21 protein-coding genes are annotated in these 21,564 nt (G+C 50.8%); 7 read left to right on the forward strand and 14 right to left on the reverse strand.

Features of this window, described 5'->3' with window-relative positions; genetic code table 11:
• Positions 1 to 495: 495 nt before the first annotated feature.
• The 10 genes from AC4QZR_RS17200 to AC4QZR_RS17245 form a co-directional block, all read right to left on the reverse strand.
• A complete protein-coding gene (locus AC4QZR_RS17200) occupies positions 496 to 2,331 on the reverse strand; it encodes a tetratricopeptide repeat protein (protein WP_494482028.1) in 1,836 nt (611 codons plus the stop codon).
• A 140-nt stretch (positions 2,332 to 2,471) separates the two neighbouring features.
• Positions 2,472 to 4,577, reverse strand: coding sequence for a peptidylprolyl isomerase (locus AC4QZR_RS17205; protein ID WP_494482029.1), 2,106 nt, complete (start codon positions 4,575 to 4,577; stop codon positions 2,472 to 2,474).
• A gap of 74 nt (positions 4,578 to 4,651) precedes the next feature.
• A complete protein-coding gene (locus AC4QZR_RS17210) occupies positions 4,652 to 5,950 on the reverse strand; it encodes a hemolysin family protein (RefSeq protein WP_494482030.1) in 1,299 nt (432 codons plus the stop codon).
• Positions 5,951 to 5,963: 13 nt separating this feature from the next.
• On the reverse strand, positions 5,964 to 6,137 hold the full coding sequence (locus AC4QZR_RS17215; protein WP_253401401.1) for a hypothetical protein: 174 nt from the start codon (positions 6,135 to 6,137) through the stop codon (positions 5,964 to 5,966).
• The gene (gene lptC, locus AC4QZR_RS17220) at positions 6,137 to 6,673 is read right to left on the reverse strand and encodes an LPS export ABC transporter periplasmic protein LptC (protein ID WP_494482031.1); all 537 of its coding nucleotides are present in this window, start codon (positions 6,671 to 6,673) and stop codon (positions 6,137 to 6,139) included. Before lptC ends, AC4QZR_RS17215 begins: the two co-directional genes overlap by 1 nt.
• A gap of 95 nt (positions 6,674 to 6,768) precedes the next feature.
• Entirely contained in the window at positions 6,769 to 8,064 is a 1,296-nt protein-coding gene (gene bamG / locus AC4QZR_RS17225) for a BamG family beta-barrel-assembly machinery protein (RefSeq protein ID WP_494482032.1), read from the reverse strand.
• Entirely contained in the window at positions 8,057 to 8,776 is a 720-nt protein-coding gene (locus AC4QZR_RS17230; RefSeq protein ID WP_494482033.1) for a type III pantothenate kinase, read from the reverse strand. Before AC4QZR_RS17230 ends, bamG begins: the two co-directional genes overlap by 8 nt.
• Before the next feature lie 4 nt (positions 8,777 to 8,780).
• The gene (locus AC4QZR_RS17235) at positions 8,781 to 10,598 is read right to left on the reverse strand and encodes a pseudouridine synthase (protein WP_494482034.1); all 1,818 of its coding nucleotides are present in this window, start codon (positions 10,596 to 10,598) and stop codon (positions 8,781 to 8,783) included.
• A gap of 91 nt (positions 10,599 to 10,689) precedes the next feature.
• Positions 10,690 to 11,250 carry an SMC-Scp complex subunit ScpB gene (gene scpB, locus AC4QZR_RS17240; RefSeq protein WP_494482035.1) on the reverse strand — a complete coding sequence of 187 codons (561 nt, stop codon included), beginning with the start codon at positions 11,248 to 11,250 and terminating at the stop codon, positions 10,690 to 10,692.
• A 12-nt stretch (positions 11,251 to 11,262) separates the two neighbouring features.
• Positions 11,263 to 11,652 carry a TraR/DksA family transcriptional regulator gene (locus tag AC4QZR_RS17245; protein WP_188500744.1) on the reverse strand — a complete coding sequence of 130 codons (390 nt, stop codon included), beginning with the start codon at positions 11,650 to 11,652 and terminating at the stop codon, positions 11,263 to 11,265.
• Positions 11,653 to 11,995: 343 nt separating this feature from the next.
• Here AC4QZR_RS17245 and AC4QZR_RS17250 point away from each other — a divergent pair, with 343 nt between their 5' ends.
• On the forward strand, positions 11,996 to 12,592 hold the full coding sequence (locus AC4QZR_RS17250) for a DUF3575 domain-containing protein (RefSeq protein WP_494482036.1): 597 nt from the start codon (positions 11,996 to 11,998) through the stop codon (positions 12,590 to 12,592).
• Positions 12,593 to 12,686: 94 nt separating this feature from the next.
• Here AC4QZR_RS17250 and ribH read toward each other — a convergent pair whose 3' ends face one another.
• From ribH to pdhA, 3 genes are all read right to left on the reverse strand, one after another.
• Positions 12,687 to 13,163 carry a 6,7-dimethyl-8-ribityllumazine synthase gene (gene ribH, locus AC4QZR_RS17255; RefSeq protein ID WP_188500746.1) on the reverse strand — a complete coding sequence of 159 codons (477 nt, stop codon included), beginning with the start codon at positions 13,161 to 13,163 and terminating at the stop codon, positions 12,687 to 12,689.
• A 173-nt stretch (positions 13,164 to 13,336) separates the two neighbouring features.
• Complete coding sequence (locus AC4QZR_RS17260) at positions 13,337 to 14,056, reverse strand: tetratricopeptide repeat protein (protein ID WP_494482037.1); 720 nt, start codon at positions 14,054 to 14,056, stop codon at positions 13,337 to 13,339.
• Positions 14,057 to 14,173: 117 nt separating this feature from the next.
• Complete coding sequence (gene pdhA, locus AC4QZR_RS17265; RefSeq protein ID WP_494482038.1) at positions 14,174 to 15,220, reverse strand: pyruvate dehydrogenase (acetyl-transferring) E1 component subunit alpha; 1,047 nt, start codon at positions 15,218 to 15,220, stop codon at positions 14,174 to 14,176.
• A gap of 132 nt (positions 15,221 to 15,352) precedes the next feature.
• Here pdhA and recF point away from each other — a divergent pair, with 132 nt between their 5' ends.
• The 6 genes from recF to AC4QZR_RS17295 all read left to right on the forward strand — a co-directional run bounded on the left by recF (position 15,353) and on the right by AC4QZR_RS17295 (position 20,747).
• Positions 15,353 to 16,459 (forward strand): DNA replication/repair protein RecF, encoded by a 1,107-nt coding sequence (gene recF / locus AC4QZR_RS17270; RefSeq protein WP_494482039.1) that lies wholly within the window; start codon positions 15,353 to 15,355, stop codon positions 16,457 to 16,459.
• Between the two features lie 370 nt (positions 16,460 to 16,829).
• A complete protein-coding gene (gene sigZ, locus AC4QZR_RS17275) occupies positions 16,830 to 17,372 on the forward strand; it encodes an RNA polymerase sigma factor SigZ (protein ID WP_494482040.1) in 543 nt (180 codons plus the stop codon).
• A 174-nt stretch (positions 17,373 to 17,546) separates the two neighbouring features.
• Positions 17,547 to 17,915 (forward strand): DciA family protein, encoded by a 369-nt coding sequence (locus AC4QZR_RS17280; RefSeq protein ID WP_494482041.1) that lies wholly within the window; start codon positions 17,547 to 17,549, stop codon positions 17,913 to 17,915.
• A gap of 22 nt (positions 17,916 to 17,937) precedes the next feature.
• The gene (locus AC4QZR_RS17285; protein ID WP_494482042.1) at positions 17,938 to 18,594 is read left to right on the forward strand and encodes a hypothetical protein; all 657 of its coding nucleotides are present in this window, start codon (positions 17,938 to 17,940) and stop codon (positions 18,592 to 18,594) included.
• A gap of 54 nt (positions 18,595 to 18,648) precedes the next feature.
• A complete protein-coding gene (locus AC4QZR_RS17290; protein WP_253401428.1) occupies positions 18,649 to 19,209 on the forward strand; it encodes an acyl-CoA thioesterase in 561 nt (186 codons plus the stop codon).
• A gap of 158 nt (positions 19,210 to 19,367) precedes the next feature.
• Complete coding sequence (locus AC4QZR_RS17295; RefSeq protein WP_494482043.1) at positions 19,368 to 20,747, forward strand: M28 family metallopeptidase; 1,380 nt, start codon at positions 19,368 to 19,370, stop codon at positions 20,745 to 20,747.
• Between the two features lie 75 nt (positions 20,748 to 20,822).
• Here AC4QZR_RS17295 and AC4QZR_RS17300 read toward each other — a convergent pair whose 3' ends face one another.
• A complete protein-coding gene (locus AC4QZR_RS17300) occupies positions 20,823 to 21,554 on the reverse strand; it encodes a head GIN domain-containing protein (protein ID WP_494482044.1) in 732 nt (243 codons plus the stop codon).
• Between the last annotated feature and the right edge of the window lie 10 nt (positions 21,555 to 21,564).

Genomic DNA, 21,564 nt, shown 5'->3' on the forward strand with positions numbered 1-21,564 from the left:
CTGATCATGTATGGATTTTTCCTTCTCTTCATCCTGATCCTGTTCCTTTTCTTCTCCTAGGATTTAGAGCAGTATACAGTTTATACCTCTCGCAAAGATTTTTACAGCATGACCCATTAGGCGCACATCGCGCAGATGGGAGTTTACTGGCCTATGGACCCGGGCTAAACAGCAGGAAGTATTACACTTACGACTGAGCGCTTTATCCAATGCCGTCAACTAAAGAAATTTTTAAAGCTGATTTGTGTGTATATAGCTGATTTGGATATATTTATCCGAATCTTACTAGAGGGCCCCTACCCCCAACTGTTGCGTGTCTCCTGATCCACGTATACTAACATACGGGAATTAGGAAATCCACTACAGCCAACTTTCGGATTGGTAAATCTGAAAGAGCCATTGTAGTTCCTGGCTCAAAACTCTCTGTCGCCAACAGTGCTGCCGTTGTTCCCCTTGGTCTGGTACAGGTATAGCGTAAGAACTTTTGCTTAGATATTAGTTTACCACAGGCGCATCGCCGCGTAGTTTGCGGAAGCGCTTGCGGGCCTCGGCCACGTAAATGCTGCCCTGATGCTTTACCAGAAACTCGTTGTATAGCTCTTGTGCCTTCTGGGTGTCTTTCAGGTTCTCTTCGTAGATGTAGGCCATCTTATACAGCGCATCATCACTCAGAATATCGGCGGGAGCACTCACCACTTTCTCCAGACTGGCAATGGCTTTGTCAAATGCGCCGATACGCTCGTAGATGCTGGCTTTCTGGAAGTAGATTTCGTCGGTCAGGCTGTGGCCCGGGAATTTCTGCAGCATGGCATCTAACCTGTTTTGCGCCTCGTCCAGCTTGTTCTGGAAAATCAGCAGGTCAATGGCTGCATACTCCTCCATTGCGACGGTAGAAGTATCCAAACCCGTGTTGTCGGTGATAAGCAGACTCAGGTCCATGGCGTCGTTAGCGATCTCGCGGCTGGTGGCCAGCTTGAGAATGTCGAGGTGAGCCTGCGCTAGCTCGAAGTCGCCTTTGTAGTAGTTGAGCCGGGCATTGCGCAGTTTGGCTTCGTGTCCGATTGGTGTTTCCTTGTGCGATTTTTCTACCTGCGAATACAGCAGCGTCGATTCCCATGGCTCCCCTTTCAGTAGGTATATATCGCCCAGCGTAAGTTTACTCTCGGCTACAAAGTCGGCCTTGGCGCGTGGCGTTGCAATCGCCTCCTGCAACAAGGCAATGGCTTTATCTTTTTCATCCAGGTGAAAGGCATATAAATTGGCCATGTGTTGCAGCACCTCCACGGTCTGGGCATTGCGCCCCACTTCAGCCAACAGCGCGTCGTAGTCAGTTATCAGCGTTCTGATCTTGTCCAGGTCAACTGGGAAAGTGTTCTCTACCTGCTCTTCACGGGCGTGAATCAATCGCTGCCGTGCAATCAGGTAGTAAGGTCCGTCAGGATATTCTTTGATGATATATTCGTAGGCTTCGATGGCGCCCTGGTAGTCCTGGTTGCGGGCACTGATGGCGCCCAGTTCCATCACGCGGGTACCGCCACTACGGGTGCGCTTGTCCACGGAGCGGGCCTGCAGCAGGGCGCTGTAGAAGTCGCGGCGCTGGATGTAAAGCCAGATCAATAGTTCGTTGTAGGCCAGCAGGTCGGGGTTTTGCTGCACCCGGGTGATCAGTTCTTTTTCCAGCGCATCAATCGTCTTTTCGTCCTGCATGCTGTTCTGCAGCATGTTCTGCACATAAATCAACTCACTTTCATTTTCCTGCAGCAGGTTAAGCGCCTCTCCTATTAAACTCTCGTGCTTCTGCCGGAAGGTATAGAGCGCGATGAGCGATCGGTTGTGCTCATAGGGATTTTTGCTGAGCTCGCGGCCACGTAGGTAGGCTCTCTCGGCATAGTCAAACAACTCGTGCTGCACAAATACGCTGGCTGCTACTATCACCTCCTCCGGCTTTAACTGCGCGATCAATTTGTCGAAGTGCTTCTCGGCCGCTGCTTTGTCCCCGGCTGCCTGGTACACTATACCTAAGTCAACGTTGTAGCTAAACTGACCGGGGTAGCGCTTGATGGTGCGCTTCACCAGCTTCTCGGCATCTTTGTGGTTGTTCTGCGCCAGCAGGGTTTTCAGGTAGTCGGGGTACACGACGGAGAAAAGACGCTGGTCGTCGATGAGCTTGCTGTAGATGGTCTCCGCCTTCTGGTATTCGCCCTTGCTGAAGTACTCGCGTGCCAGCTCCAATTCCTGGTTTTGCGCCATGGCGCCAGGTATAGCCAGCAGTAGCAGGGCCAGTGTCAGCAGCAGGTAGGTATAGCAGGTCTTCACAGGTATAGGCATCATCTCTTAAAACGTGTATGCGGGCTTTTTGATATGGACTTATCACTCGAAAATGAAGATAGCCAATAATTTTGATTTGGCCATTAACAACAAAGGGCTGCTTCTTCCGAAACAGCCCTTTGCACTTATACCTTCTGTAAGTCTTAGAAGAATCTTACGCGGTTGTCTTTAATATCGGCTTTCTCTTTGATCGCCTCGAATGCGTTGGTTTCTACACGCGAAGAGCGGGTGTTGGCCAGCTGTGCTTTCACACCAGAAAGGTCTTGTGCTTCCGGAGCTTTGGTCACGCTGGTCAGCTCTGCTATCACCACACCACCCTGTCCTTCAATAGGAGCGGTACGGCTGCCAGGCTTCAGGCCAAATGCGCTGCCGATAGCCACTGGCTCCAGGCCCAGGCCAGGTATAGCACCAGAAGCAAGCGATACATCTGCAGCATCTCTTACAATCGCATCCGGACCATAGTTAGCCGCGATCTGATCGATTGAACCTGTGGCACCTTTCAGCTTGGCGATGATCTGCTGTGCTTTTACCTCGTTACGAACGGCTGCAGTCAGCTCTTCTTTCACATCCTCCAGCTTAGCATAACCAGCCTCACGCTTGCCTGTCAGGGTAGCGATCACGTACTGGTCGTTGATCTCGAACACAGGCGATACGTCACCCACCGAAGTGTCTTTGGAGTAAGCCCAGCGCACCAGTTCTCTGGCGTTGCTCAGGTTACCTACCAGCACGTTGTTTTTACCTACGTTTGGCGCTTCTTCAACAGAAAGTGCCTCGTTTTTCTTCACGTTCTCTCTGAACTCCTGGGTTGAACCGCTTGTGCCAGCCAGCTCATCAGCCATGGCATAGGCCTGATCGCGGGTGGCGTCGCTGGCGTCCAGTGAGCGCTGCACGGCAGCCACTTTGTAAGTACGCTTCGACTTAGGAGCTGTTATTTTAATGATGTGGTAGCCATACTCTGTTTCAACAGGAGCAGGCAGCAAGCCTTCGGCAGTAGCACCGAATACTGCTTTCTCAAAAGCTGGCACCATGCGGCCTTCCGTGAAGTAACCCAGGTCACCACCTACTGACGCAGTACCGTCCGAACCATGCTGTGCCGCCATTGCACCGAAATCAGCGCCATTTTTGATCTGTGCCTGAATGTCTTTTGCTTTGGCAAGGGCTGCCTGCTTCGCCTCCGGCGTGTCGTTCTCTGGCTTGATCAGTATGTGGCTGGCACGGGCTGTGTTCACGCTGCCGTCCTTGATGTCCATGATCTTATACAAAGCATAGGTTTCGCCTTCATTATAAGGGCCGTATACCTTGCCTTCTTCCAGTGGCGCGATTTTATGCAGTTGCTCAGGCAATTCTGCTGTGTGCAGGTACGTGCCGTCGTATGGTACGTCTGAGTGCGTGTTTACAAAAGCAGAATCGTTAGTTGATGTCGCGAACTGCTCAGTCAAATCTTTCAGCTCTTCCTGGAAGTAGTTCATGTCGTCAGTAGAAGCAGCAACCGGAATAGTCACAAACTCCACTGTACGGCCATCCTCTACTTTGTAGAGCTCCTTATTGCGATTATAGTAGTCTTTCAACTGGGCGTCTGTTACGCTAACAGTAGAGTCAGCAATCGAGAAGTAAGGGATGTACAACACTTTCATGTTGGCAATCATGTTCTGCGCATCGAAGTGCTTCTTCGCTTCAGCCCCTGTTACGTACACCGACTTGGTCAGCAGGTTGCTATACTTGGTCTGGATGCGGTCGTTGAGGATACTCTGCTCGAAGTTAACCCACATCGGACGGCCACCAGTCTGGTCCAGGTTCTGCAGGTACTGAACAACCTGCGCACGGTCAAACTCGCCTGTTTGCGGGTTAGTGAATGCCTGACGAACCGATGGGTGGATGTTGTTACCCTGTACCATGTCGGCCAGTTCTTCTTCTGACACCTGAATGCCCAGGCGGTCGTACTCTTTCTGCAAGGCTATCTGGAAGATTAGCTGGTTCCAGGCTTGCTCGCGCATCATGGCCATTTCGCTCTCGGTGGCAGCACGCTGTACCTGTCCTTCGTACTGGGCTTTTATCTGCTGGAACACCATATCGAAGCGCTGGTAGTCAATTTCCTCACCGGCTATTTCGCCTACGGTAGTCGCATCGTTACCCAAAAGTCTGGAGTTTGGCCCTAATAGGTCGCCGCCTACTACAAATACGCCAAGTCCAATGGCGATAGCGCCAACAGCCCAACCCGACTTCTCTCTAATCTTGTTAATTAATGCCATGTGTTATACGAATGATAAAGGATGTGCAAAATAAGGTTAATCGCGCAAAAATTCAAAATTTTGTGTGCATCTGTTTAAAATACGCCATCTGCCTGTAAGTCTGGATCTTTGAAGAGCTTCACGGCATTGATGCGGTTATCGTCCATCGACAGGATGGTAATAGTGAAAGGACGCAGCTCCACCACATCGCCCGGCTTCGGTATTTCACCCAGCACCGAGAAAATAAGGCCGCCCAGTGTCTCGTAATCCCCTTCGGGCAGGTTGAGCTCGTATTTGTCGTTGAGGTAATCGATCTCGTGGCGGGCGCTCAGCAGGTATAGGTGCTTGGCCGGGAACGCCTGCTCGAGCAGGGCCTCGTAATCGTACTCGTCCTGTATCTCCCCCACAATCTCTTCGATTACGTCCTCTACCGTTACAATGCCCGAAGTTCCACCGAACTCGTCTACCACCACGGCCACGGTGCGATGCTCCGTGCCGAAACGCAGAAATAGCTCACTGGCCAACATACTTTCCGGCACCAGGCTCACAGGCGACAGGATTTCCCGGATCTGGCGTGGTTGCTGGAACATGTCCAGTTGGTGACAGTACCCGATGATGTTGTCAATCGAGTCTTCGTACACCAGTATTTTAGAATGCCCCGTTTTGATAAAGGCGTCACGCAGCAGCTCTACCGGTTCGTTCACCTCCACCGCCTTCACCTCCGTGCGCGGCACCATGCATTCCTTCACACGCACTTTCTTAAACTCGAGCGCATTATGGAATATCTCCTGGTTTACTTCCGGGGCTCCCTCCTCTACCGGGTGGTAGAGCCTGTTTTTGATGAACGCGTTCAGGTCCGTTACCCCAAACACCGGGTACTCGTCCGAGAACTCGATCTTAAGCACATGCTCAACAATCCATTTGCTTAGTCTCATCAACAGGATGACAACAGGGTACAGCAGGTAATACAGCACCAGCATCGGTATAGCCAGCATGTCGAGCATGCGGTTGGGATTGATGGCAAAGAGGCTGCGGGGAAGAAACTCGGCGGTGAGCAGCACGAAAACCGAAGCCACCAGTACCTGTAGTACCAGAATAAGCGGGGCCAGCTGCAAAGAGTTTGGCAGGTACGCCTGGAACAAGGTATAGAGGATGCCCGCTATCACGAAGCCGTAAAGCACCAGCGAGAGAACGTAACCAACCAGGGTAGTGCCCATCAGGTGGGCAGGTTGACGAAGCAGATGCGTGAGGATGCGCCCGGAAAGGACGTTGTTTTTCTCATCGAGCTCTATCTGCAGTTTATTCGCTGCCATAAAAGCGATCTCCATACCTGCGAAAAAGGCACAGGACAGCAACGCAACAAATAGCAGCAGTATCTGGTCGGGGTCTATCATAAGATACTACAGACTACTCGGTCTGTTTCTTCTTGCGGTAATGGTACACGATGTACAGCATAAAGCCGATCATGTAGATCCAGTAATTGCCAGCTATATCAGACTCCTGAATGCTTCTGTGCACGCCGATGACCATGGCTACGAAAGCCAGCGACAATAAAATAGTATTAACCAGTTTTTGGCTCATTATTCTTTCAGGCTGAATACGCCCGTTACTTTTTTGATTCTATAATTGCTAAAGTCCTGGTTCGCCTCCAGGCCGTGCCCCATCAGGATTTCCTCGGGAGTCGTGATCTTCACAAACTTGTCTGTGTAGATCTGCGCTTTGGCTTTGTTCCAGTAAAGTTCTTCGGTTTCGAGCTTTTCCTGCTTCTGCAGATTGTGCACGATCACGTTGCCCCGCACCAGGTATAGGTCCTTGTTGCGCTCCTGCTTGCCGTAGTTGGCCCGCAGCGTGGACGTTACCGTCTCTCCTTTCTCCAGAAACTCTACATCAATTCCATCCGGAAAAACCACATCGCCATTTTCGTAGTCTTCCTGCATCGGGGTCTGCAGCCTGACCATCACCTTGGCAGAGTCGCTGTAGAGGGTCAGCACATTGGCTGTTTCCCGGAAGGGGCCTTCATATTTTTTTTCCTGGTCCGGGTCTTTCAGCTCTGTTCCGCAGCCTGCTGCCAAGATGGCCAGTAAGGCGATCAGCACTGAAAAAATAGATCTCGGCATGCTTTTTATCCTTATCGAAAGTGAAGATACTAAAAATTAAAAAAGACCGTCGTCAGAACGGCCTGTTTTAATAATGCTTTTAAAGTCGGAATAGTTTACTCTATTCTGCGTTTTACAAACCAGCGGCTGTTGATGGTCACACCTGCACCGAACTGGAAGTAGTTTTCAGCGATCAGGCCATTGTCAGTCGTACCCCGCTTGCCATAGCCCATCATCACGTTAAGCTGGAAAGGAGGCTCAAAGTAATTCCCACGTCCTATTGGAAACGTTGCGCCTCCTGTAACGGCCATGTCCTTGATGTTCTCGCCGTTAATGCTGTACGGACTTTGACCATAGCGCAGGCCGCCCCGGTATGTAACACGTTTGAAATAACTGTCGATGGAGGTTGGATTGGGCGTGTACTCGGTACCGAAACCGATCTTGTAGCTTTTGCCCAGTTCCTGCTCTCCGTCCAGGTTGCGGTAGTCTGACCAGTCCTGCGTCATGAACTCTGTAGCAATGGTCAGGTTAGAGCCGTTGTCGTAGCTGATGGAGGCGTTTAGGCTTGGCGGAACATTCACGGAAGATTCTACACTGTCAGGCAGCATAGGCGCTCCCTTGAGGGCATCCCCCAGGTCGCGGCGCTCGTAGGCGGTGCTGCGCTTGGCATTCAGGTCGGTGCCCAGGGTATAAACTGCTCCCGCGCTTATATAGGACTTGTCAGCTATTTTCTTGCGGTAGTTGGCTCCACCTCTGAATATAAAATCTGTATAGCGGGTTCGCTCTACGTAGGCCACCCGCTCCAGCGACGCGTTGCTGATCGTCGTATCCGCCACGATAGAGGAAGACTCCTGTGAAATAGTGCCGAACAGGTATGAGGCGCTGGCGCCAATTGTCAGGCCGTCAGCTATTCTAACCCCGTGTCCGAAGTATAGTTCCGAAATGCCGCCTTCGCCGCTGTATTCGCTGATTACCACAGCTTCCTGCCTGTTCGGCAAAGAACCCATGTTAGTGATGTTATATTCAACTGAGCTATAAGGCCTTAGGCTAAGAGCAGAACTCCAGCGCTTGGTAATAGGTACGCCCAGGGTCAGATAAGTGAGGTTGGCATCGCCGTCACGTTGCGACTGGGTGGCATTTTTCAGTGTTTTATACCTGCCTGCTATACCTACATCAAACACCGTGATGCTATTGTAATACAGAAGTGCCGGGTTGGCGGTGTTGGAATGAAAGCTGTTTCCAGTGCTTGCGCCTACATCGCCCATTGCTGCCGTTCGCAGGTTGCCTAAGTTTGTGTTGAGTTCTCCTAATCCGTAGCGGGAGTAAGGCGAGTTACCGATGCTTTGCGCCTGCACGCCCTGCGCCAGGCACAGTACGGATGCGCAAATAAGTAAACGGAGCGTTTTATACATTATGTCTTAATATTCTTTGCAGTCCAATCAGGACCAGTTCAGGAATCACAAAGATGGGGTGTTTTACGGTACTTTCAAAAAATCCTGCGTCTCCTCCACAAAGTATAACCACCAGTTTATCTGATTTTTGGCGATACGCGCTGATAATTCCCTCTACCTCTGCCACACTACCGCCCAGCACACCGCTCTCCAGCGACTCCTGCGTGGTCTGCCCGATCAAAGGAAAATTTTCGTGGATTCCTTGTACTAACGGAAGGCGGCCCGTAAAATTATGCAGGGCTTTAAATTTCATCTGGATGCCAGGTGCTATACCTCCGCCCTGGTAATGGCCGCGCTCATCTATAAAGTCGTAGGTGATGGCTGTGCCGGCATCAATCGTCAGGCAGTTGCGCCCGGGAAAGAAATAGTGGGCTGCCACGGCAGCTGCAATCCGGTCGGCACCCAGTGTTGCGGGAGTCTTGTAATCGTTGGAAACAGGCAGGGCTGTCTGCGCCGAAAGCATGATAATGCTTCCGGATACTGACAGCCCTGTTTGAATTTTTGCCGCGTCGCCACTCACTGACGCAATAATGGCGTGGTCAAAAGTCTGGGAGGCTACCGCTTGCGGTAGTCCCTCCTGTTCTTTAAAACTGCCTTGCGAGACAAGGGCGTCCTCTTCGAAGACTCCATACTTACCTCCTGTATTGCCTATGTCGATGGCGATGCTGCGCATATGCTTACATAAAGTATTTCAGACGAATCACTTCTTTTTCGGACAGGTAGCGCCACTCGCCGCGTGGCAGATCTTTCTTAGTCAGGCCAGCGTACTGCACACGGTCCAGCGTTACCACATCATAGCCCAAGTGCTCAAAAATACGGCGCACGATGCGGTTACGCCCGATGTGGATTTCCAATCCGAGAAACTTCTTCGAATCGCCCAACATGGCCACGTCGTCTACCATCGCTTTGCCGTCTTCCAGCTCCACGCCTTCCACTACTTTCTGAAAATCGTCTTTGGTGATCGGCTTGTCCAACTCCACCTGGTAGATTTTCTTGATCTCGTTTGACGGGTGCGTCAGTTTCTGGGCCAGCTCACCATCGTTGGTGAACAACAGCAGACCAGTCGTATTGCGGTCCAGGCGGCCAACCGGGAAGATACGCTCTTTCGAGGATTTCTCCACGAGGCTCATCACGGTCTTGCGACCCTCCGGATCCTCTGTCGTCGTGATAAAGTCTTTTGGCTTGTTGAGCAGCACGTATACCATCTTCTCGCGGCTTAGCACTTTCTTACCGTATGTCACGGTATCAGAAGGCTGTACTTTGAAGCCCATTTCGGTTACTGCTTCGCCATTCACCTTGATCTCGCCTGACAGGATCAGCTCATCCGCCTCACGGCGGGAACATACCCCTGCATTGGCAATGTAACGGTTCAGACGGATGCTTCCGTCCTCGTCTTCGCCTTTGCGATTGGTTTTCTTGATGCGCGGATTGTCTTTGTAGCGGCGCAGGTCGTAGTTTGGTGTCTCTGGATTGTGCTCTGAATCGGAGCTGCTGTCGAAACTGCGGCCACGGCGCTCTTCGCCACCTTTGCTGAAGCTGTCTTTGCGGTCAAACGATTTTCGCTCGCCGCCTTCGCGTCGATCACCAAAGCTGCGTCTTTCGCCGCCTTCTCTGCGATCGTCCCCGAAAGAACGTTTCTCGCCACGGTCACCACCTTCACGACGGTCACCAAAGCTGCGACGCTCGCCACGTTCTTCTCTTTCACCGCCTTCTCTGCGGTCGCCATAAGGCTTGCGTTCGCGATCGCCACCGAAAGATCGGCCTCCACCACTCTCTCTTCTATCACTGTATGGCTTGCGCTCGCCGCCTTCGCGGCGATCGCCATACGATTTGCGTTCTCTATCGCCACCGTAAGATCTGCGTTCTCCGCCTTCGCTACGGTCATTGCCATATGAACGGCGTTCACCTCTTTCTTCACGGTTTTCACCGAACGAACGACGCTCGGCTCCTTCTTCTCTATTGTCGCGGCTAAAGGATTTTCTCTCGCCACGCTCTGAGTCAAAGCGACGCTCACCACCTTCTTTGCGTTCACCACCCTCGCGGCGATCGCCATAGGATCTGCGTTCGCCTCCCTCGTTGCGGTCGCCATAAGGCTTGCGCTCCCGGTCACCCCCGGAAGAACGTCTTTCACCGCCTTCTTTGCGGTCACCATATGATTTGCGTTCGCGATCGCCACCGAAAGAACGGCCTTCGCCGCCTTCTCTGCGATCTCCGTACGACTTTCTTTCTCCGCCTTCGCGGCGCTCTCTGTCGCCTCCGAAGCTGCGGCGCTCACCACCTTCGCGGCGGTCGCCGTAGGATTTGCGGTCTCCGCGGTCGTCTCTTCTATCGTTTCCGTAAGAGCGGCGCTCTCCGCCATCTCTTCCTTCGCCTTTATCTCTTCTGTTAAATATCTTCTTTTCGCCGCGGTCGTTGTACGGTCTGCCTGACTCGTTTCTGTCAGACGATCTTCTGCCTTCGCCGTCGCGTGAAGGTCTTTCGTTTTCTGTTGCCATTGTCTAATAATTATCGATGCAGTATCGCTACTGTACCCTTTGTGTGCAGTATATGTAAGAATAGTATACTCTAATGAATGATGGGGGTTCGCTAATCGGCTATCTCGCCAATCATGTTTTCTTCTGAGGCGAAATCCTTTAGCTGTGGAAGGTCCTTGATGTGGTTAATACCGAAGTAGTCCATGAACTTTTGAGACGTGCCGTACAGTACGGGTCTCCCAATGGTTTCGGCTTTACCCTTAATCTCGATAAGTTCTTTCTCTAATAGTTTGTGAATGGCATAGTCGCAGCCCACGCCGCGAATCTGCTCTACGGCCGAGCGGGTGATCGGCTGTTTGTAGGCAATAATTGCCAGCGTCTCCAGAGAAGACGCTGACAATTTCTTTTTTGACTTATGTTTCAGGTACGTGCTGACCGTTTCCTGGTACTCCGGTTTGGTCAGGAATTGGTAGCCGCCTCCTATAGCATATATCTGAAAGGCAAAACCTGACTCAGCCAGCTGCTGATTGATATTCTCAATAGCTTCCAGCACATCACTTACCAGCACCTCCATTTGCAGCGACTCCGTGAGGCAGCGCTGCACCTCTTCGATGCTTATGGGCGATAGGGCACAAAATACCAGTGCCTGAATATGGTTCTGCAGTATATTCAAAGTATAAATTGACTAGTCTTTACGCTGAAGCTTGGCTTCGATGGTATGCTGTGTGTGTGGCACGGCACGCAGTCTCTCTTTCGGGATCAGCTTGTCCGTCACGATGCACACACCGTAAGTACCGTTTTTAATGCGGATCAGCGCATTTTCCAGCTGCTGGATAAACTTCATCTGACGCGACGCCAGTTGGTTCAGGCTTTCCTTCTCCGCTGTGTCTGCACCGTCTTCCAATACTTTGGTTGGAGATGCCGTGTTATCGGTGCCCGAGTCGTTTTTGCGGCTCAAGGTCTCTTTTATAAAAGACACCTCCTTGCGTGCGTTCGTCAGCTTCTCCTGAATGATTGCTTCAAATTCTGCCAATTCCTCACGGGAATACCGCTGTTTCTCTTCGTTTGTGTTCATTATACTATCTTAGAACTAGGTTATAGCTTTTGTCTTGCTTCTTAAAAAACTACTCCTTGGTTGTGTTAGCGCTTGTGCCTACTCAACAGCAAAGGGGAAGTTTTAGTTTACTGCTTCAAACTTATGCCAAAAACTGAACCACACTGATGTTCAGATTATTATTTAAGCTAAATTTCGTGCAAAAATAGAAGTTATATCTATAATTTGCTACCCGCCTTCTTTATTTTAATTTTAATTTTGTCTTTCCGCTCTTTTATCCAGCTCGCTGCAATACTGGAATGGAACTTGCTGATAGCCTGAACATGATCTGCTTAACTTAGGTTCGATATACGCTCATTAATATATGAAAAACAGAATAATACTCGCTTTTGCTGCTGCTACACTCTTTTTTATACCTTTCCAGCAGGTTCATGCTCAGGCACAACAGCCCAGTAGAGCAGTGATAAAGGTAAATCCCTTGAGTGCTTTCGCGCTTACGGGATCCGGTTTTCTGGAGTATGCCATTACTGATAACCTGAGTGCGCAGCTGGGCGCTTCCGTTTCGGGCATCTCTGTTTCTGATGTCAAGTTCAGGGGGTATGGCTTTACGCCTGAGCTGCGCTATTACTTCTCTGAAAACAAAACGGCGCCCATGGGGCCTTATGTGGCAGGCTATGGCCGCATCAGGAGCTTTAAACTGACAATGGATAAGCAGGATGAAGAAGGCCGGGACTACAGCGCCACTTACAAACCTGTAGGTGCTGGCGTGGCCATCGGTAACCAGTGGATCTTTAACAGCGGCTTTACTTTTGATGTGTTTCTGGGAGCCGGCTACAATGGCGGCAACCTGAAGGTGAACGTGGGGACAGAAGAAGACTTTGATGCCGGTATAATCGGCGACATGCTTTTGGGAGGTGGTTTTGCCGTTCGGCCAGGTATAGCAATCGGCTATAATTTTTAACCTTCCTATACCTGTATTCCCTTGTATAAAATCAGAAAGGCCCTTGCTACAACTAGCAAGGGCCTTTTTTTATACCTCTATACCTGCTCCTAGTCTAGAAGCTTAGCATGTGGATGGCCGCTGCGGCTGCCTCTACGCCTTTGTTGCCGTGCTTACCGCCGGCTCTGTCCAGGGCCTGCTCCAGGTTATTGGTCGTGACCAGGCCAAACGACACGGGCTTGTTGAACTTGAGTGACACATTGGTGAGTCCATTTGCTACCGCGTGGTTAATGTAGTCGTCATGCTTGGTATCGCCTTTGATCACTACGCCGATACAGATCACCGCGTCGATCTCTTCCTGCAGTGCCAGGAACTGTGCACCCAGTGTTAGCTCGAAGCTGCCAGGCACCGTATTCCGGAAGATGTTCTCCTTTTTGGCACCGTGCTGCAGCAAAGTATCAATAGCACCTGCACACAGTACATCGGTTATCTCGTGGTGCCAGTCGGCCACTACAATGCCAAATCTCTTTTCAGATATATCGCCGAAGCCCTCTTTCTTGTAGTCGTTCAGGTTTTTGAGAGAAGTAGCCATATGTTTAATCGTTGATTGTTAAATTGTTGATGGTTGAGCTCGCAGGTATAGGTATAGCACCAGGCTCCGTACAGGTATAGCTCCTGTGTTATACCTCACCAGCTTAAAAAAAGAAGCGCTTTTGCCGGAAAGACAAAAGCGCTTTTTATATCCAGGCCTTCGCCTATCGGATCTTAGTTGGCAGCAGCTGTACCGGCCAGTGACTCAGCAAGTGCCTTGTACTTCTTGGCATCAGTTACTTCAGCTGACGAAGCATAATCCTTGATGATTTTGTCATACATGCTAACGGCAGACTTGAAGTCGTTGGCAGCTTCGTAAGCTACGGCAGCCTTCATCAGGTACAGTGGTGAGAAGAATGCATTGCTGTTGTGGTTAGCAGCTTTGTTATACAGGTCAGCTGCCTCCTTGTACTTGCCCTGCTCAGAGAGTGCATCGCCTGTCAGGCTGTAAGCACGTGCCTGCATCAGGTAGTCATCTGACTTAAAGCCTTCGAGGTGAGACTGTGCTTCGGCAAAGCTTCCCTGCTTCAGTAAAGCAACACCAGCATAGAACTTGGCCAGGTTGCCAGCCTCTGTTCCGCTATACTCATCAGAGATCTTCAACAGACCATCGTACTGACCGTCGCCGTTCAGAGCTTTGTTAAGCGAATCGGCTTCGAAGTAGTATACTGCCTGGAACATGGCTTCGTGGGCCTCCTGGTTCTGGGTAGTGCGGTGGTTATAGTACAGGAAACCTGCAACAACAATAGCAGCAATGGCGGCAAACACACCGAGCAGCTTGGTCTTGTTTTTCTTCACAAAGTCCTCCGAATGCGCCAGGCGTTCAGCCAACACCTCCGGACTCTCTACCAGCTCCTCAAACTCGCTGTGCTTCTTTACTGTCTCTTTTGCCATTAGTTTAATTGAAATAAGAACTCAAAAATAGAAATTAAAAGCGATTCGTTCCAAATCTCATAAGACCAGAACATCAAATTTATGTTTTTTAATTCCTAATCTTTAAATATTTAGACTTTAGTCCATTATATATGGATAGTTCGGCTCCACATAAATGTCGGTATACAGCTCAGAAGGATCCGGGTATGGAGACTCTTCGGCAAATTTCACAGCATCGGCTACGATCTGCTTCTGCTGCTCGTCGATCTCCTCCAGTTCCTCTTCAGTCGCCCAACCGTTTTTCAGGATAGTGGCTTTTACAGACTCTATCGAGTCGCGGCCTTTGTAGTCTTCGAGTTCTTCTTTGGTTCTATACTTGGCAGGGTCAGACATAGAGTGACCTTTGTAGCGGTAAGTTCTGAACTCCAGCAGGGTTGGTCCTTCTCCGGCACGGGCACGCTCGGCGGCTCTTGCCACAGCCTCGTGCACATTCTCCACGCTCATAGCCTCTATTGGCTCCGAAGGCATGTCGAACGCAAGGCCCAGTTTATAAAGCTCTGTCACGTTAGACGTACGCGTTACGGATGTACCCATTGCGTAACCGTTGTTCTCGATTACGAAAATCACTGGCAGTTTCCAGGTCATGGCCATGTTCAGGGCCTCGTGGAACGCACCTTGACGTACGGCACCGTCGCCCATGTAGCAGATGCACACGTTGCCGGTCTTGTTATACTTCTCGGCAAAGGCTATACCTGCGCCCAGTGGCACCTGGCCACCCACAATACCGTGACCGCCCATGAAGTTCACCTCTTTGTCGAACATGTGCATCGAGCCGCCTTTGCCTTTGGAGCAACCGGTCACCTTTGCAAACATTTCGGCCATAATCGCACCTGGCGACGAGCCCAGCGCCAGCGGGTGTGCGTGGTCGCGGTAAGCAGTGATCCACTTATCGTCTTTGGTGAGCGCTGTAGCAGCACCGGCCACACAGGCCTCCTGGCCAATGTAGAGGTGGCAGAAGCCTTTAATCTTCTGCTGGCCATACAGCTGACCAGACTTTTCTTCAAAACGGCGCATGAGTTTCATCGACTCGTACCACCGCATGTAGGTCTCTTTTGAAAATGATGGTTCAGCCTGTACCTTTGCTTTCTGCGACTTCGCTTTTGCCTTTTCTTTCGTATCAGCCATGAGTATTTGTGTAACGTTATTGTTGTGCCTACAGCTTTTTTAGCGAGATTCGGCCCAAAATGGACGGCAAATCGGCTTACTGTCGGGTTTTAGCATGCGAAATTAAGGAAAAAGAAATCAAAGACGAAACTAATGCTCCTCGAAAATCTAAGTCTGCTGTTTTTCAAGAACTACGACGACGCTAACATTAGTTTCTCGCCGCACATAAACTGCTTTATCGGCGACAACGGCAGCGGCAAGACCAACCTGCTCGACGCCATCCATTACCTCTCCATGACGCGCAGCGCTTTCAACAGCTCCGATGCCCTCAATATCAAGCAGGGCGAGGAGTACTTTATGGTAAAAGGGCGCTTTAAGATAGAGGAAGAGAAGCACACCGTAACCTGCAGTCTGAAGCAAGGCCAGAAGAAAACGGTGCTTCATAATAAGGTGGCGTATGAGAAGATGAGCGACCACATCGGCCGCTTTCCGGTGGTGCTGATCTCGCCCTACGATACTGATTTGATCCGCGAGGGCAGCGAGGAGCGCCGCAAGTACTTCGACAGCCTGATCTCGCAGCTCAACCATACCTACTTGGAGCAGCTCATCCAGTACAACTACGTCCTCAAGCAGCGCAACTCGCTGCTCAAGCAGTTTGCCGAGCGCCGCTACTACGACCGCGACTACCTGCACATCCTCAACGAGCGGTTGGTGCCGCTGGGTGAGCAACTGGCACAGGAGCGTATAGCCTTTCTGGAGAGTTTTGAGCCGGTTTTCCAGAAGCACTACCGCCACATCTCAGACAGCCACGAAACCGTGACGCTCACTTACAAAAGCCAGCTCCCCGGCGCCAGCTTTGCGCAGCTGCTGGAGCAGGCCGAGCAGAAGGACCGCGCCCTGCAGCGCACCACCGTGGGCACGCACAAAGACGACTTTGTGTTCCTGATGGACGGCAACCCCGTGAAGAGCTTCGGCTCGCAGGGCCAGCAGAAGAGCTATGTGATCGCCCTGAAGCTGGCGCACTTCGAGGTGATGTCCGAGCGCCAGCACCACAAGCCCCTCCTCCTCCTCGACGACATCTTCGACCGCCTCGACGAGAAACGCATCACTAAACTTATGCAAATGGTCGCCGCCCATACCTTCGGCCAGATCTTCCTGACCGATACACACCTGGAGCGGACAGATAAGATCCTGGAAAACCTGTCGGAGCAGATCCGCAGGTTTGAGGTAAAGGAGGGAACGGTGAAGTTGATCGAGTAATGGTTGGTTGTTGGATTCAACTTTATCCTTCGCCTTGATGTTACCAGGTAGAGCGGTATTTCATCGTACTCCGGGCAGTAGCATTTTTATACCTCCGAAACTTTGAATCCTTTTGGAGCTTTCGCAGTCTACAGCACAGATAATTTAAAATTCAATCTTATGAAGACGATCATGCTGTTAAACGAAGAAACTGAAAAGAAGCAAGGAGGCTGTACCTGCCCTGATTGCAATTGTGCCAACTGCGATTGTGGAAATTGTGCCGATAGCCAGTGCACGTGCGAAAAATGCGAATGTGAAAACTGCGTAAATTGTTGTTAACAAGGTATAAAGTGAGGAGGGGCAATCTCTCCTCACCTTAAAATTACACCAAATGCAGAAAGACACTTTACATATCTGGAATGGTCTGAAAGAGAACCTCTACCGCTTTATTCTGAAAAGAGTCAGGAGCCAGGCGGAGGCAGAAGATATTCTGCAGGAAGTTTTCATTAAGATCCACCTCAACCTGCCCCAACTTAAAGATCATTCCCGCGTGCAGGCCTGGGCCTACCAAATCACCAGGAACCAGATTGTAGACTTTTATAAGCAAAACAGGCAGTCGGTTGAACTACAGGATACGACGCTTGAAAGGTTGTCGGAGCCAGAGAGTAGGGACATGTACTGCTGTTTCGAATCCTTCATCCATGAACTTCCTCAAAAGTATAGGAACGTGCTGGAGTTGATTAACCTGGAAGGCAAAAAGCAACAGGAGGTGGCCAAACTGCTGGGGGTTTCGCTTGCCAATACCAAGTCGAGGGTACACCGCGCGAAAGAAATGCTGAAGGAGAAGTTTGTGGCATGCTGCCAGTTTACAATAGATGCGCAAGGCAAGCTGAAGGGAGAGCAGAATTGCCAACGCTGTGGCTTCGAAAGTTAGTAGAAGCGGGCTGCTTTTTAACTCGGTGCCGTTACTGTATAACTTATAACCAGCGCATAAGCTATAACTCTGCAGCTTTATGATTACTTTTGCCTGAGCTTTACGAGAGGAAATTAAAAGCCAAACGGAAAGCCCCCGGAAGTTTTTCAGAAGTCAGCAATTTGCCTGAAATGCATGCTTCTGTTAAAACCAACCCGCTCATTCAAAAACCAACCACCCGTGCGCTACTACAAGAAGAAAGAGGAGATTGCGAAGCGAAAGGCTGACGTGCAGACCATCGGCGACAGCATCAAAGGGTTGCTGAAGGCCTACCGGCTGCAGGGCAAGCTCAATGAGGTGGACCTGGTGCAGCGTTGGGAGGAAATCATGGGCAAGCCCATCGCCATGAAAACGAAGGAACTCTATTTCCGGGATCAGAAATTGTTTGTGCGCCTCACCTCCGCCCCCCTCAAGCACGAGCTCAACATGTCGAAAAGCAAAGTGGCAGAATTGCTCAACCGCGCCATGGGAGACGAAGTGGTGAAAGAAGTAGTATTTTTGTAGGCGCTATACCTGCTGCTTTTTTATGAGAAACCTTGCGTTTTTAATTCCATCGGTGCTGTTTTTGAGCATGAGTTTTGGTTGTGAGCAAAGTAAACGAAGCCTGACAGAAGCTGACGGCGTTACAATCGAGTCGGCAGAAGAAACAATAACGGATGCACCCGTTATGGAAGTTTCCTCTGAACCTGAACCCGAAGAACAGACAGCAACTGAAAGCACGGCCACTGCGTGCGAGGAAAAAGACGAAGACAATCCGGGCTCCGAAGATCCGATCATCGTCAGAACCTGCACTTACCAAAATTATAGATCGGTGGCTACCGGCATGCCCGACTACAAAGGTCGCTACAGCTGGGAGTACGCCCTGTACAAGTTGGACAATGAGGAATCTGTGCCGATTAAAAACGAACTCCTCTTCAACGAAAAACGAGACGATTTGCTCCGGCAAATCAACCAACGGATTCAAGCGGAGTACCAGCTCTTCTCAGGTGACCCTGACTTTAGTGACTGCTTTGCTATGGTGGAGTCTATACCTGCGTTTGGTTTCGATGAGCTGAGTATCGGCTTTGAAGATGACCTGCTCGTTTTTCATGCCTCGCTTGGCCTACCTGAAGCATGCCTGTCGATAGATGGCGCTTCTGTTTCTTTTAAGCTCTCCGAAGTAGCTCCTTATTTGCAGCAATAGCGTACCCCCGCTTTTGCCGGTCCCGTATACCTTGCCATAATCGATAAACAGAACATGGCTATACCTGCATTCCGACCTGTCTCCTATTCCCGCACCACCCTTACCGAACTCATGATCCCGAGCTACGCCAACTTCGGCGGCAAGATACACGGTGGCATTCTACTCTCGCTCATGGACAAAGTGGCTTACGCCTGCTCCGCTAAGCATGCCGGCAATTATTGCGTGACTGTAACAGTAGATGGAGTACATTTTCTGCAACCCGTGGAGGTGGGAGAACTGGTATCCCTGCTGGCTTCGGTAAACTACGTGGGCAATACTTCGCTGATGGTAGGTATAAAAGTGATCGCCGAGAACGTGAAAACAGGTATAGTCAAACATACCAACACCTCATACTTTACCATGGTAGCCAAAGGCGACGATGACAAACCGACGCAGGTGCCCGGCCTCACGCTGGAAAGCCGCGAAGATGCCCGGCGTTTTCTGGAAGCTATCAAGCGCCGTGAACTGGCGCAGCGCTACCAAACAGAACTTACCGAGGCCAAACATGGCATTGCCGTTGAGGCGGAACTCTACAAACTCGAAGGCGAGCGCTGCCAGCTGAACTATACACCCTGAGTTTGCCCCGGAGTTTACACCTCAGCCTTGATTTCTCTGTTATACCTGCGCTTGCCTATACTTTGGCTCAGCCTTTCTTTTCATTCTTTCCTGAAGCTGCTTATATTTAGAATCTAAATCTAAACAACTAAGCACTTAACCGACCTCACCTAACACAAATGACTTACAGAACAAAGTTCACCCGACTGCTGGCGCTCTTCATGCTGGCAGGACTATACCTTAGCCAAACCGTAGCGGCACAGGCCCCAGCCACACACGACGAAGAAATCAAGCAAATGGTCAATGAAGTGTCGGCAGACAACCTGCGGTCGCTCGTCGATAAAATGGTCTCTTTTGAAACCCGGCACTCCCTGAGCTCAACCACTGACAAGAAAAGAGGTATAAGCGCTGCCCGCGAATGGGTAAAATCAGAATTTGAGAAATACGCCAAAGCCTCCAACGGCCGCATGACCGTGGACATGGATCGTTATACCGTAAAGAGCGACGGCCGCCGTATACCGCAAGATGTGGAGATGGCCAATGTAGTCGCCACTCTCAAAGGTGCTGACCCGAATGACAATCGCGTAATCATCGTAGCCGGCCACCTCGATTCCCGCGCTACCGACGTGATGGACGCTAAAAGCAAGGCCCCCGGTGCTAACGACGATGCCTCCGGTGTGGCCATTGTGATGGAGATGGCCCGCGTGATGGCTTCGCGTCAGTTCCCGGCTACCCTTGTGTTTGTGGCTTTTCAGGGTGAAGAGCAAGGCTTGTACGGCTCCCGCCACATGGCAGAACGCGTGAAGAAAGAGGGCTGGAACCTGGTGGCTGTTCTCAACAACGACATTGTAGGCAACTCCTACTCCGCTGAAATGGGCATCCACGACAACACCCGCGTGCGTGTTTTCAGCGAAGCCACTCCTTCCAACGAAACGGAAGAACAAGCGAGACTTCGCCGTACATTGGGTTCCGAAAACGATGGCCCAAGCCGCAATCTGGCCCGCTACATGAAAATGACTGGCGAGGCGTATGTAGACCAGATTGAGGTAGTGCTCGGTTACCGTCCAGACCGTTTTCTGCGTGGTGGTGATCATACGCCATTCAATCAGCAGGGCTATGCTGCGGTGCGCATGAGCGAGATGAACGAAGACTTCGACCATCAGCACCAGGACGTACGCAAAGAAAATGGCAAGCAGTACGGCGACCTGACCGAGTTTATGGACTTCGAGTACCTGCGCAAAAACACAGCTGTGAACCTGGCAACGATGGCAAACCTGGGCAGAGCACCGCATGCTCCTGAGAAAGTGGGTGTGCTCACGGCCAACCTCACCAACAAAACTGACCTGAAATGGGATGCACCCGCTAAAGGTAAAAAACCAGCAGGCTACTACATCTTGATGCGCGAAACCAGCAGCCAGACCTGGGACAAGAAGTTTTTTGTGAAAGACACGAAAGTGACACTGCCTTACTCGAAAGACAATTACTTCTTTGCCGTGCAGGCTACTGACGAGCTGGGCCATACCAGTCTGCCTGTACTGCCGGTGCCGGTGCGCCAGTAGGTATAAAAAGTTAGTACAATAGAAAAGGGCAACCCAGCGGGCTGCCCTTTTCTGCTTTATATGCAGTGTATTCTCTTACATCTTAGAAATTTTGGCTGCCGCCGACACATTTGACGATACACTTGGGTCGCCTTTGTAGGCTACTTTGGTAGCACCCGAAGCATTTACGCTCAACTTGTTTTTGGCAAACACCTTCACATTGCTGGCGCCGCTGGCTTCCAGGTATACATCCTTAGCCTCCAACTCAGACGCGTCTACTTTAGAGCCTCCCGACATATCCATGCGCATTTCGTCGGCGCGGCCGCTGAGTTTTACATTACTGCCACCGCTCATGTCGGCTGTCAATTTTTTGGTGTTTAGCGCCAGCGTTACCTTAGAGCCACCGCTCAGATCCATTTTAAACGCATCAGCTTTAAAGGTAGAGTTGCCGGTCACTTTCACGCCGCCGCTGATATCAAGCATGTTCAGTTCTTTGATAGAGATATAAGCCTTCAGACCTTTGTTGGTGCTGATGTTGTCAGAGGTATAGATGTGGAGCACCCCGTCCTTTACCTCCGTCCGGATGCTGTTAAGCAGGTTCTCCTGAGCCTCAATTCGTACGCCTTCTTTACCACTCTGCGTTAACTCCACCGTAAAGCCGCCGCCCACATCGATTCCTTTAAAGCCGGATACGGTTCTGTTCTGTGACACAGGTTCTCCCTCCCCTTTCAGGTTACGACGATCCTGCGCCATGGCGGTCAGGCTTGATAGCAGTAAGGCCATTACAAAAATAGAGGCAAACATTTTGTAGATGTTGATGGTGTTCATGGTTTTATCT

This window comes from Pontibacter sp. YIM B11418, from assembly GCF_059278805.1.